Annotated in this window: 12 protein-coding genes; 9 read left to right on the top strand and 3 right to left on the bottom strand. The window is 54.0% G+C overall.

The window, feature by feature from the left end; all coding sequences use genetic code 11:
* Positions 1 to 57 precede the first annotated feature (57 nt).
* Positions 58 to 414: a hypothetical protein gene (locus MWU64_RS06805; RefSeq protein ID WP_247062816.1), complete on the top strand. Its 357-nt coding sequence runs from the start codon at positions 58 to 60 to the stop codon at positions 412 to 414.
* Here the strand turns inward: MWU64_RS06805 and MWU64_RS06800 are convergent.
* Entirely contained in the window at positions 411 to 1,310 is a 900-nt protein-coding gene (locus MWU64_RS06800; protein WP_247062815.1) for a LysR family transcriptional regulator, read from the bottom strand. The genes MWU64_RS06805 and MWU64_RS06800 overlap by 4 nt on opposite strands.
* A 150-nt stretch (positions 1,311 to 1,460) precedes the next feature.
* Here MWU64_RS06800 and MWU64_RS06795 point away from each other — a divergent pair, with 150 nt between their 5' ends.
* The 6 genes from MWU64_RS06795 to MWU64_RS06770 all read left to right on the top strand — a co-directional run bounded on the left by MWU64_RS06795 (position 1,461) and on the right by MWU64_RS06770 (position 6,986).
* On the top strand, positions 1,461 to 2,669 hold the full coding sequence (locus tag MWU64_RS06795; protein WP_247062814.1) for an acyl-CoA dehydrogenase family protein: 1,209 nt from the start codon (positions 1,461 to 1,463) through the stop codon (positions 2,667 to 2,669).
* A gap of 462 nt (positions 2,670 to 3,131) precedes the next feature.
* Positions 3,132 to 3,953, top strand: a complete 822-nt coding sequence (locus MWU64_RS06790) for an SDR family oxidoreductase (protein ID WP_247062811.1) — start codon at positions 3,132 to 3,134, stop codon at positions 3,951 to 3,953.
* A 37-nt stretch (positions 3,954 to 3,990) separates the two neighbouring features.
* A complete protein-coding gene (locus tag MWU64_RS06785) occupies positions 3,991 to 5,055 on the top strand; it encodes a phosphotransferase family protein (RefSeq protein ID WP_247062809.1) in 1,065 nt (354 codons plus the stop codon).
* On the top strand, positions 5,055 to 5,744 hold the full coding sequence (locus tag MWU64_RS06780; protein ID WP_247062807.1) for a histidine phosphatase family protein: 690 nt from the start codon (positions 5,055 to 5,057) through the stop codon (positions 5,742 to 5,744). The genes MWU64_RS06785 and MWU64_RS06780 overlap by 1 nt, the downstream gene beginning before the upstream one ends.
* Positions 5,745 to 5,759: 15 nt before the next feature.
* A complete protein-coding gene (locus MWU64_RS06775; protein WP_247062805.1) occupies positions 5,760 to 6,530 on the top strand; it encodes an SDR family oxidoreductase in 771 nt (256 codons plus the stop codon).
* Positions 6,531 to 6,725: 195 nt separating this feature from the next.
* Positions 6,726 to 6,986 (top strand): DUF2798 domain-containing protein, encoded by a 261-nt coding sequence (locus MWU64_RS06770; protein ID WP_247062803.1) that lies wholly within the window; start codon positions 6,726 to 6,728, stop codon positions 6,984 to 6,986.
* Positions 6,987 to 7,040: 54 nt separating this feature from the next.
* Here MWU64_RS06770 and dacB read toward each other — a convergent pair whose 3' ends face one another.
* Positions 7,041 to 8,609 carry a D-alanyl-D-alanine carboxypeptidase/D-alanyl-D-alanine-endopeptidase gene (gene dacB / locus MWU64_RS06765; protein ID WP_247062801.1) on the bottom strand — a complete coding sequence of 523 codons (1,569 nt, stop codon included), beginning with the start codon at positions 8,607 to 8,609 and terminating at the stop codon, positions 7,041 to 7,043.
* A 249-nt stretch (positions 8,610 to 8,858) separates the two neighbouring features.
* On the opposite strand from dacB, the gene MWU64_RS06760 reads away from it, so the two are divergent.
* Both MWU64_RS06760 and MWU64_RS06755 read left to right on the top strand, forming a co-directional pair.
* Positions 8,859 to 9,629 carry a glutathione S-transferase N-terminal domain-containing protein gene (locus tag MWU64_RS06760; RefSeq protein ID WP_199008204.1) on the top strand — a complete coding sequence of 257 codons (771 nt, stop codon included), beginning with the start codon at positions 8,859 to 8,861 and terminating at the stop codon, positions 9,627 to 9,629.
* Positions 9,630 to 9,718: 89 nt separating this feature from the next.
* Positions 9,719 to 10,132, top strand: a complete 414-nt coding sequence (locus MWU64_RS06755; RefSeq protein WP_247062800.1) for a GFA family protein — start codon at positions 9,719 to 9,721, stop codon at positions 10,130 to 10,132.
* Between the two features lie 299 nt (positions 10,133 to 10,431).
* On the opposite strand, the gene MWU64_RS06750 is transcribed toward MWU64_RS06755, so the two are convergent.
* Positions 10,432 to 12,540, bottom strand: a complete 2,109-nt coding sequence (locus tag MWU64_RS06750; RefSeq protein WP_247062798.1) for a TonB-dependent siderophore receptor — start codon at positions 12,538 to 12,540, stop codon at positions 10,432 to 10,434.
* Positions 12,541 to 12,636: the final 96 nt, after the last annotated feature.

The following is a 12,636-nucleotide window of genomic DNA, read 5'->3' as shown; positions in this document are numbered from 1 at the left end:
TAGTGGCCTCAAGATTGGCTTAGGCTTCTATTCACCTATCGAAAACAGGAACTTCAAGTGCTCTATCGGATTGTCACGCTTATTGGTGCGCTCGTCTTTGTGGCGGCCTTGTTCGGTTTGATCTGGTTCTTCTGCAAGAGGTTCCTTGAGCATCACGGTGTGCAAGACCAGATATCAGAGCGGGCCACAGCACTGGCCACCTGGACCTTCGCCGGCATTGCTATCGGCCTTGTGTTTGCTGTGGTTGGCGCTTTTGTTCTGGGGCCTTGGGCGTTCTATCGCACGCTGCTAGGCCATAATGTGAACGTGTCCAGTGGTGCCGCGATCTGGTGGGGCTTTGGCATAGTCACGGTATCGTTAGCCATCACCGCAGCCAGCTTTATGGGCTTTTTGATGCTGGTGGGAGCCTACTAGCTTTCCTGTAGATCCCGCAGTAGCTCCCGGAACCACACCAGCGCAGGCTCCCGTTCGTAAGCTTTGTGCCAGTACAAGTGCACATCAATCGAGGGCATTTCACCGGGCGGAATCATCACCTCCACCTCTGCGCGTTCGGCAATGATCTTGGCGTACGTCTCGGGCATGGTGAGCAGCAAATCCGAGGTTTCGACGACACGACACGCCGCATAATAGTGCTGGCAACGCAAGCGGATTTCTCGCTGCGCGCCCTGCCGAGACAGCGCAAAATCTTCCAGCCCGGGACCTTCGCTCCGGGACGACACCAATACGTGTTTTGCCTCCAAATAAGAGGCCATGCTCAGCCCATTTTGCAGGGCGGGATGGTTATTGCGGGCCAACACCACAAGCTGGTCTTGCCGAAGCAGTTCGTGACTGGTCTGGTTGCTGACCGGCAGCAACACATCAATCGCAAAATCCAGCTTGCCCGCCGCCAATTGAGTTTCCATGTCACGCCTTGCCACCCGCTGGCTGGAGATTTCCATGTCGGGGTAAGGCGCCAGTCGATTCATCAGTTCCGGCAGAAATGTCGATTCCAAAACGTCTCTCAATCCCAGTGCGTAAGTTTTGCGCTGGCTGGCGGGATCAAAGGCGTGAAACTGATTGACCGCACTTTGCACCTGGTTCAGGCCTGGCCGCATCGATTCGAGGAAACGCCGTGCCAAAGGCGTGGGCACCATTTGATTGCCCTGACGGGTAAACAACGGATCATCAAAGTGGTCCCGAAGCCGGGCCAGAGAATGGCTTACGGCCGGCTGCGTCAGGTGCAGTGCCTTGGCTGCGCGGGTCAGGCTGCCTTCTCTGTAAATCGTGTCGAACACGTGTAGCAAATTAAGATCGAGTCGATTCAGGGCCATCATGAATATCCGTTTTCAGAATAAGTGACGATAATGATAAACGATAAGAACAATTCAGTCGCGTAATAGCGCTTTGCCTTCTAGACTGACTGCCATCTGATCGAAAGTGCGCCCCGGAACCTGGGGCTGGTAAGCGCGAGGAGCTGCACCATGGATTTCAATATTTCCGAGAAAGGCCAAGATTACCTGACGCGCGTGAAAGCGTTCATGCGTGATGAGATCTACCCGATTGAAGAGCAATACCATAAAGAGCTGGCTGCCCAGGAAAACCGCTGGGTGGTTCTGCCGATCATCAAGGAACTGAAAGAAAAGGCCAAAGCTCAAGGCCTGTGGAACATGTTCTTCCCGGATGAAAAACACGGCTGTGGCCTGCTGAACTCGGACTATGCGCTGATTGCCGAAGAAACCGGCCGCAGCTTTATTGCGCCGGAGATTTTCAACTGCAACGCACCCGACACTGGCAACATGGAAGTGCTGATCCACTACGGCTCAGAAGAGCAAAAGGCGGAATGGCTGCCTCAATTGATGAGCGGTGAAGCCCGCTCAGCGTTCTTTATGACCGAACCGGCGGTTGCATCTTCTGACGCCACGAATATGGAAGCGACCGCAGTAGTTGAGGGCGACGAAGTGGTTCTCAATGGGCGCAAGTGGTGGAGCACGGGCGTTGGGCATCCCGACTGCAAAGTCGGCATTTTCATGGCGATCACCGATCCTGATGCTCACAAACATCGCCGCCATTCTATGGTGTTGGTACCAATGGACACCCCGGGCATCACCATTGAGCGCATGCTGCCGGTTTTCGGTGCCTACGATGAGCCTTATGGTCATGGTCAGGTATTGTTCGAAAACGTCCGTTTGCCGAAGAGTGCGATTATTGCGGGCCCGGGCCGTGGATTCGAAATTGCCCAAGGCCGCTTGGGGCCGGGCCGGGTACACCACTGCATGCGCGCAATCGGTGCTGCTGAGCGTACTCTGGAACTGATGGTTAAGCGTTCTATGAGCCGTGAAGCATTCGGTCGCCCACTGGCGAAACTCGGTGGCAACCCGGATGTGATCGCTAATGCCCGCATGAACATCGAGCAGGCGCGGTTGCTTACGTTGAAGTGTGCCTGGGCGTTGGATACCAAGGGCATCATGGGGGCGTTGCAGGAGGTTTCCATGATCAAGGCGGTGGTGCCTGCGATGCTGCAGCAGATTGTGGATGATGCGATTCAGATGCACGGTGGCGGTGGTGTCAGCGATGAGGACTTCCCGCTGACTGCGCTCTTTGCCTATGCTCGGGTTTTGCGATTGGCCGATGGCCCTGATGAAGTTCATCGGGCGATGGTGGCTCGCCTTGAGCTTCGGAAGTATAAGTAAGTTCTAACTTGGGTGAGTGTGGCACCTTAGCCTGAGGGTTAGGTGCTGGGTGCCGGCGGGGTGATGCTTCTGAAAACCGCTCCTTCGGCACGTCCATGTGACGCTTCTGCTTCGCCATCCATGGCTACGCACATTTTCAGAAGCATCACCCCGCCGTCTCCTGTCGGACTTATGTAAGATGCTAAGAAACCGCTTGATGGTTCAGAGGAAGAAAGGTGCTGCAATAGCAACCAAAAATTCGATCAACAGTCGTTTTTGAGCAGCTTACTGATAAGTTTGGGAGCTGGTGCCGGATAGAGCTTTCCAAAAATGTCGTAGGCCATGGATGGCCGGAGAGAAGCGCACATGGATGTGCTCGTAGCGGTTTTTGGGAAGCGGTATCTGGCAGCAGTTCATACTCCAAAGCCGCGAATAACTCAGCAACAAGAACACGAACTCCAAACTAAACGGAGAAAAACACGAATGACACAACGGGTATTCATAACCGGCGGAGCCAGTGGCTTGGGCCGGGCGATTGCATTGCGGTACGCGAAAGAAGGTGCCAAGGTCTGCATTGGGGACATTAACCCGGAGCAGGGCATCGCGGTTGAGAAAGAACTGAACAGCGCCGGTGGCGAAGGCTACTTCGTTGAGTGTGATGTACGCCGCCTGAGCGATTTCGAGAAAGTACGGGACGACCTCGTGGAAAAATGGGGTGGCGTTGATGTTGTGGTCAACAATGCTGGCGTAGCCTCCGCAGGGGCGATTGAAGACACCACCATTGGCGACTGGGAATGGATACTCGACATCAACGTACTGGGTGTTGTGCGGGGCTGTAAGGCGTTCACGCCGCTGTTCAAAGAACAGAAGTCTGGCACGTTTGTGAACATCGCCTCTATGGCCGGGCTGATGCTGGCGCCATTAATGAACAGTTACAACGTTTCCAAAGCGGGCGTGATTGCGCTGTCCGAAACCCTGAGCCAGGAACTACGGGATTCCGGAATACACGTAAGCTGCGTATGCCCGGCGTTTTTCCAGACCAACCTCACAAACGGAATGCGCTCGGATATTCCGGGTATCCAGCAGAACGTTAACAAACTGATGAAGCGTTCCAGCATTACCGCAGAAGACGTTGCAGACGATATCTACCGCAGCGTGAAGGGCAAAGATTTCTGGGTGCTGCCCCACGTCAAAGAGCGCCGTATGTGGATGCTCAAACGCCACGCGCCGAAAGCGTTTGACTGGTTGATGCACCAGGAAACCAAACGTTGGATGGGCAAGATGGGTAGTAAAAGCAACGCCTGAGTGGCCAAGCTTGCTCGAGGATCACAGGAGAGAATGAATGACACAGATTGATCAGGCCGTAGACATCCGGGAAGGCGAAGAGCTGGATGTGCAGGTGGTTGACCAGTTCATGAAACAGGCCATTCCCGGTTTGGAAGGCCTGCCCACCATCAAACAGTACCCCGGTGGTGCGTCGAACCTGACCTACCAGGTGGACTACGGCGACCAGTCCTACGTACTTCGTCGCCCGCCGTTGGGCAAAATTGCCAAATCCGCCCACGACATGTTGCGCGAAGCGCGGGTGATGGAGGCGCTGAAGCCGGTTTATCCGTACGTGCCGAACATCGTCGCTATTTGCGATGACCACAGTGTACTGGGTTGCGACTTCTACGTGATGGAGCGACTGAAAGGCATCATTCTGCGTCAGGATTTTCCCAGTGATCTTGAGCTGAGCGAAGCGGATACCCGTAAGCTGTGTCTGAACGTGATCGACAAGCTGGTTGACCTTCACACCGTTGATGCGAAAGTCGCAGGCTTGGATACGCTGGGCAAAGGTACGGGGTATGTTCAGCGCCAGATTGGTGGTTGGAGCGACCGTTTCCGAAAGGCGCGTACCGAAGACGTGGGTGACTTCGAAGCCGTCATGAGCTGGCTGAACGACAAAATGCCAGACGATATTGCGCAAGTGGTGATCCACAACGATTACCGCTTTGATAACGTGGTGCTCAACCCCGACAACCCGTTCGAAGTGATCGGTGTGCTGGATTGGGAGATGGCCACTATCGGCGACCCACTAATGGATTTGGGCAATACATTGGCCTACTGGATTGAGGCCGACGATGAAGGCCCGTTCCAGATGTTGCGCCGCCAGCCCACCCACCAGCCGGGCATGCTGACTCGTAAGGAAGTGGTGGAGTACTACATGGAAAAATCCGGGTTCCGGGCCGATAACTTTGATTTCTATGAAATCTATGGCTTGTTCCGGTTGGCGGTGATTGTTCAGCAGATTTATTACCGCTTCTACAACGGCCAAACCAAAGACAAGCGTTTTGCTGCCTTTGGCCATGCCGCTAATTATCTCGAAAAGCGGTGTTTGCGCCTGATCAGCGAGAGTCGTCTGTAATGGCAACGATTTATCTGGTGCGACACGGCCAGGCGAGCTTCGGCAAAGAAAACTACGATCAGCTTTCCAAACGAGGCTGGGAGCAGGGCAAGATGCTGGGCCGTTGGCTGGCGGACAAGGTGGAGCCGGGCGCCATTTTCGGTGGCAATCTCAAGCGTCACCGGGAAACCGTAGAAGCACTGGCGACCGGTTATGGCGCAACTCTTCCAGACATGCAGGTACTCGAAGGCTTGAACGAGTTTGATCATGTCGAGGTTGTAGAGCGCCTGCGCCCGGAATGGGCTGACAAGCAGGCAATGGCGCGGGATTTGGCGAGTTTCCCCAAGCCGGCCCGGGCGTTTCAGATGGCTTTTGAAAAGGCCGTCGAACGCTGGGTGAGCGGCGAGTTCGATAACGAGTACGCCGAAACCTGGCAAAACTTTAAGCAGCGGGTAAACCAAGCGCTGGATCAGCTGATCGAGGTAGCCGATGGCGCGGATGTGGTGGTTTCCACCTCGGGTGGGCCGATTGCCGTGATCGCTCAAAATTTGCTGGAGCTGTCCGACCGAAAAACGCTGGAAGTAAACAGCGTGATTGCCAACACCAGCGTATCCCGAATTCTGTATTCCGGTGCCCGGCGCAGCCTGGCCGTATTTAACAACTATAGCCACCTCGAAGCGGAAAACCCCGCTTTGGTGACCTTCCGATAACACTGAGGAACAACTATGAGCAACGCGAACCTGTTTGATCTGACTGGCAAAGTCGCTTTGGTAACCGGCGCCAGCCGCGGCATCGGCGAAAGCATTGCCCGTACTCTGGCGACCTACGGTGCTCACGTGATTGTCAGTAGCCGGAAAGTGGATGACTGCGAAAAGGTTGCCAGCAGCATTCGCGACGCTGGCGGCAGTGCCGAAGCTGTGGCTTGTCATATTGGTGAAATGGACCAGATCGAATCCACTTGGGAACACATCGCCAAGACCCACGGCAAGCTGGATATTCTGGTGAACAACGCGGCGGCCAACCCCTACTTTGGCCCGGTTGAAGACACTGACCTTGGTGCCTTCCAGAAAACTGTGGACGTGAACATTCGCGGTTACTTCTTCATGTGCGCCCGTGGTGCTCAGTTGATGAAGAAAAATGGCGGCGGCTCCATCGTGAACGTGGCGTCTGTGAACGGCGTGAATCCAGGGCATTTCCAGGGCATTTACTCAGTAACCAAGGCTGCCGTCATCTCTATGACCAAGTCTTTCGCCATGGAGCTGGGGCAGCAGAATGTGCGGGTTAACGCCTTGCTGCCTGGCCTGACGGACACCAAGTTTGCCAGCGCCCTGACCACCAACGAAGCCATCAAGAAACAAGCCATGGCCCACATCCCCATGAAGCGCGTGGCTGATCCGGACGAGATGGCCGGTACAGTGCTGTATCTGGTATCGAACGCCTCTAGCTACACCACAGGTGCGTGCATCAATGCGGACGGTGGTTACCTGACCATCTAAATACGGCCGGTGATGACAAGAAGGGGCGGTTGACGAGAGTCATCCGCCCCTTCTTGGTAAAAAGCCGTATGGCAAAACATTTTCCGCCTACTATCATGTTGCAGCTTCTCATCGGTCAACGTAGCCGCCGTCTTGTGCATCGGTCATTTGAGCGGATGGTTTGTTGTTTATAACGCCAGAACCGGGAAGGAAAGCATGTCCAGTTACAAGCAAACGCGTGTGCGCCAATTTGTTTTTGCCTTTTACATGTCCGGCACGATGTCATTGCTGATGTCCGGAATTATTACCCTGATCAATACCGGTTTGGCTGATGGTTTTTTTCATCGCTGGGGCGCGGCTTTTGTTGTTGCGTGGGCCGTTGCGTTTCCGCTGGTTAGCTTTATCGCACCCATGGCAGGAAAGCTTGCAGACTGGACGATGGCCAGGCTGTTTGCCAAAGATCGTCAGTCAGGCTGAAGAATTGAGCTTGGGGTAGTGCACGCAGCGCAGCGCCCAGCGTTGGTTCGGGGCTTATTGAACAGACGATTTAGCGTTGTCGTCGGCCGATTGAGATAAAGCCAGTCCCACCGGCGGACGGTAATGCAGTGAATGCAGTACCCGGTCAAGAACCGCCCCGCCATTCCAGGCCGGATCGTTGTTGACCATGCCAACCACCGCCCAGGTGGTATCGTTATTGTCCCGGGCAAAGCCGGCAATGGAGCGGACATCCTGCAAATAGCCGGTTTTGATTCGGCCTTCACCTTGCAAACCCGTGTTGCGTAATCTTCGCGCCATGGTGCCGTCCATTGCGATGATGGGCATTGATGTCATTAAGTCCGACGCGTAGGGGCTGTTCCACGCCTGAAGCAGAATCTGCGCCCCTTGCCGGGCAGAAATACGACCGTGGCGGGTAAGGCCGGCGCCATTGTCGATGACCATGCCGTTGGTGTTAACGCCTTTTTCTTCGAGCCATTCGTAGATGGCGCGGATGCCCGCGACCCGGTCGTCGCGCTCATCGTCTTTACGGAGTTCAGCGCCGATGGTAAGCAATAATTGCCGTGCCATCACGTTGCTGCTCCATTTATTAATGTCGCGCACCATGGTGACCAAATCCGGTGACGTGGCCCGCATCACCAGGTGAGCGTTGTCGGGAGTTTTTTCAAACCGGTCACCACCGTGGATAACGACGCCCAGCTCGGAAAATAAAGAGCGAAGGGTAGAGGCGGAGTAGCGGTCATGAGGAAGCAAAGACATATAGCTTGTGGCTCGGCAGCCCTGTGGTAATTCGCCGGTGACTCTAACCGTTACTTTCTGGTCGTTGTGAAACACCGGTTGCCACTTGAAATTGCGCCGGGAAGGGCAGGGCCCCTCGGCCACCGCAGTTATCCGGTTATCAATCGTCACTTCGTTTAAATTGGGAGTGGCCCAAGCTTGAGTGCCACGCTCGTCGGCCCTTACCTGCAGGTGAACCAAGTTGAAATTGGTCAGGTAGCCGGACGGCTCCACCAAAAAAGGCGCATGCGGGTTGTTGCCATTATCGTGAAAGAACGGCAGCCCACCATCGATTTCGAAATAGCTGCCATCCAGTATCAGGTCCCCGGTGACTTGGCGAATGCCCATGCCCTTGAGTTCGCGGAGCGTGCTCCAAAGCCGCTCCAGATTGAGCTTTGGGTCTCCTCCAAACCGTACGTACAAATCGCCTTCCAGGGTGTCTCCCACCATTACACCATCCGTAAGGAAGTCGGTTTTCCAGTGGTGCGTGGGCCCCAAGAGTTCCAGCGCGGCGTAGGTGGTTACCAGCTTCATGATGGAGCCCGGGCTCATGAGTTGGTCAGCGTTTACATACTGTTCAATGCCCGGGCCGTTGAGCGGTATGGCGGCGACACTGAGCGCTTCGTCGCTATTCAGGGATTTCTCGGCGTAGGCACGAATCTCTGACGCCCAAAGTCGCGAGTTAGTAGTAGGCTCGGTGGAGTGATTACTTTGGGCAACGGCAGGCGAAGCGAAAGTGCTGAGCACGGCCACTGCCGTCAGCAGACTTTTCGGTGTGAATAGTCGTCTTTTCAGGCGAGTTCTAGCCTGTGAATGCCGCCGCTGCATACCCTGAACCCGTGGTTAGTATTTTTTGTAACCATAGCTTATCCCGGCTATTTCTACTATGCAGAAACATTACACATGACGTTAAAAAATGAGGTTATGTGTATTGTTTCTGAAGGTTTTTGTTCGATGGTAGCGCAAGGTTTTGCGAATCAGTAGGTTACAGTGGGCTGCCGCACCGGCGGCTGGGCCAATGGTTGGCGAACCTATTGTGTGACAATGGCGGAAATTTTCATTAATCAGGGATGCATCATGCTTCGCGCTCTAAAACATTCGGTCAATGTTCTGGAATCTTTGGCAACCTCTTCATTCTCGGCCTGGCGTGGCTGTTTAGTTGTAAAGCCGGCGGTTCAGCCGGAAAAACCGTTGGTGCTGTACGACATTGAAGCCTGCCCATACTGCCGAAAGGTGCGGGAAGTGTTCACAGCGCTCCACTTGGATGTGGATATACGACCTTGCCCCAAAGGCGGGACGGTATTCCGGGCGGAAGCCGAAACCTTGGGCGGAAAACAGCAGTTTCCTCTATTGGTAGACCCCAACACCGATGAAGTCATGTACGAATCGGCACAGATTATTGAGTACCTGTTCCGCCAATACGCTGGCCGTCCCGTACCGGGCTATTACGAGGAGAAAACAGGGCAGTTTTTGTGGGGAGCCGCCGGGTCTGCGAGCAGTGAGCTTCGGGGCATGCGCGCAGAGCGAGCCAAGCGACCAGAGCAGAGTTTGCATCTGTGGAGTTTTGAGGGCAGCCCGTTTTCGCGGCTGGTTCGTGAAAAACTGTGCGAGTTCGAGTTGCCGTACACCCTGCACAATCTCGGTAAAGAGCACTGGACCGAGTTTGGCCCGGCATTTCAGCGCATCAAACCGGGCCCGTATAAGCCTCAGCGCGGCGGCAAACGCGACGCTTTTTTCCAGGAGCACGGACGGGTTCAGGTACCTTATCTGGAAGATCCGAACACCGGCGTGAAGCTGTTTGAATCCCGGCAAATTGTGGAGTATCTGGAAAAAGAATACGCTTTGTAATCTCATGGATTGAGCGGGTTTCGGGGTAGTAATTCCGCCCCGAGCCGGTATGATCTGCGCGGTTATTTCAGCTGCTTCGGGAGAATGTGATGTATACAGGTCGGTGCTTATGTGGCGATGTTCGTTTCGAGTATGAAGGCGCCCTTGGCCCGATTTCTCTGTGCCATTGCAGTCAGTGTCGCCGCGCCCATGGCAGTGCGTTTTCAGCCAGTGCGCCGGTACAGAAAGTGCGCTTTCGGTATGTGGCTGGTGAGGGCCAGGTTACAGAATACGAATCTCGACCGGGCAAATACCGCGCCTTCTGTAGCCGTTGTGGCAGCCACCTGTATAGCCGGCTGGATGCCATTTCAGGCATTCTTCGTCTGCGCATTGGCGTGATCAATGAAGCTATTGCGGCCAAACCCGCCCGGCATATCTATGTCGGCTCAAAAGCGGAGTGGTTCGATATTACCGATGAGCTTCCGCAATTTGAAAAAACAGAGCGAACCAACGATCCGTTCTGATGAATCATTCGAACCCTAGCGTGCAGTTTCAGGGAATGTGAAACTCGACGAACAATCTCAAGTTGCAAATAAGAATCATTATTATATGATTGATTGTACAGCTTGGGAGAATCTCGATGAATCATGAAGCGTTGGAAGGAATCAAACTGGCAGGTTTTGCGGTCACTTTCGCCCTGGCACTCGTGGTGATCTGGGCATTGAACGTGTGAGCGGCCATTTACTGATTGACCCTCTATCCTAATATACAAACTGCTCGGGCCCTCATGTTGAAGGCCCGAGTTTTTAGAGTGGTAACTAACTTAAAACTTGTACGAGACCGAAGCTGTTACATCACGCTCCGCGCCGTAGTAGCAGTAATTCAGGCTATTGTAGCAAGAAGCTACATACTCTTTGTCCAGTAGATTGTTCACGTTGAGTTGGGCGGTAACACCGGGAGCCCCTAAGCGCGCAAAATTATATGACAACGCCATGTCTACCAAGGTGTAATTTGGAATCTCTTTCGTATTGGCATCATCGGCCTGAATATCTCGGAGATGTCGAATCCCCAGTCCCGCACGGGCACCACGCAGTATTCCTTGGTTGAAGCGATAGCCAGTCCAAAGAGTTAGATGATGTTTCGGCGACTGGCTGGCTTGGTTACCTTCCCGATAAGGCTCCGATTTTTCGAAAGTCACCTCTGTGTACGCATACCCGGCTTGAATATCCAGGTTTTCTGTCAGCTGTGCTTTTGCCTCCAATTCCACGCCTTGGGACTGAAGCTCACCGATGGCACGGCTGAAACTCTCATTCGGAAGTTTGGTTGCCAGATCGTCCTGGTTGATCTTGAACAGGGACAGGGTGTACAGGTCGTTCGTTCCGACCGGCTGGTATTTCAGGCCGGTTTCGATTTGCTTGCCCGTGCTTGGGTCAAGCAGGTTTCCATCTTCTCCAACAACGGCGTTCGGAGAGAACGAAGTCGAATACGAAAGGTAAGGTGCTAAACCCGATTCAAATTGATACAGCAATCCTGCGCGGCCGGTAAAATGGGTTTCGTCAAGCTCGCTTGTTCCACCGTTATCAAGGTCAGTATTCTCAATGTCCAGCCGGTCATATCGGCCGCCCAGGCTAAGGTGCCAGCCATCCAGATTAATTTGATCTTGCAGGTATAGTCCTGCCTGCTTCACTTCACGACGATTTCGTACGGCAGGATACGTTGCCGTGGGCTCAGCACCATACACAGGGTTAAACGCGTCGATTGCAGGGAACGCTGCAGAAAGCCATTCCACATCATTTTCTCTTTGCTGGTAATCCACGCCCACCAGCACACGGTGTTCGGCGTTGGCAGTAAAAAAGGACCCTTCCACTTGATTGTCGATCGTTATCGCTTCAAGATCTTCCTCGGCGCCGGAGTAGTAACGGGCTAGTTCCGTGTCACTGGCCCAACCCGCAGCGTAGACCTGGTCAAGAGATATATCAGACTCCAAAAAGCGAAGTCTCTGCCGAACAGTCCAACTAGGGCTGAGCTCATGTTCCAGATCATATCCGACCATCGTCATATCACGTGAGAATTTCTCATATCCCGGCTCGCCGTCAAAGAAGGTGTTGCTGATTTTCTGACCGTTACGGGATTCGACGGTGCCCTCATAGGGGAGCGCGTTGTGGTAGCCTCCTTCAGGGTCTCGTTGCAGATAGGCGAGCAGTGTCAGAGAGGTATAGTCGGTTATATCCCAAGTCAGTGATGGGGCAATAACCCGTCGCTCTTCTTCGACATGGTCCTGTTGGGCATCGGCGGCCGATATTTTTCCTGCTAGGCGATACGCCACTCGACGGTCGTCATCCATCGGGCCGGTAACATCAAAGGCCAAAGCACGCTGCGCATTGCTGCCGAGCGTTGCACGTATTTCCCCGCCGAATTCGAACTCAGGTTTTTTGCTTGTGAGGGCAACAATACCCCCAGGCGAGCTCTGCCCGTAGAGTACTGAAGTAGGTCCCTTAACAATCTCTATTCGTTCCAACAGCCACGGATCAATGGCGAAAGAACTGAACGAACCACCATCGTTCATAACCTTAAGGCCATCTAAGTATGTGTTGTTGATGCTGCCACTGGAGAAACCTCGCAGCACCAAGTAATCGTAGCGATTTGATGAGCCGACTTGGCTGGTACTGGCTCCTGGTGTGTAGCTCGCCGCTCGCTGGACCGATTTGGCGCCCCTTTTTTGCCACTCCTCACGACTAATGACATTGACGGTTTGCGGCGTTTCCATGACCGGTGTCTCAGTCTTGGTTGCACCTCGGGTTGCAGTAACGGACAGCGCCTCAAGTTGCTGGACAGGCTGTTCTTCTAAAGCCTGAGCGAATGCTGGTGTCGCCCCAGCGAGGCTTGAAAGGCATACTGCAATAGATAACGACAATCGTGAGCGGGCAAGCATGATGTACCTCTAACGAGTATTTTTGGTAATGATAATTATTATCGTTCGAGTTGGTTCTTTGGTATGACAAACGACAAAAAACCTATGGCTAAGCAC

The organism is Marinobacter sp. S0848L, from assembly GCF_023016065.1.
GTDB lineage: Bacteria > Pseudomonadota > Gammaproteobacteria > Pseudomonadales > Oleiphilaceae > Marinobacter.
The sequence above is the reverse complement of the archived record's forward strand: the minus strand, read 5'-3'. Positions and strand labels throughout refer to the sequence as shown.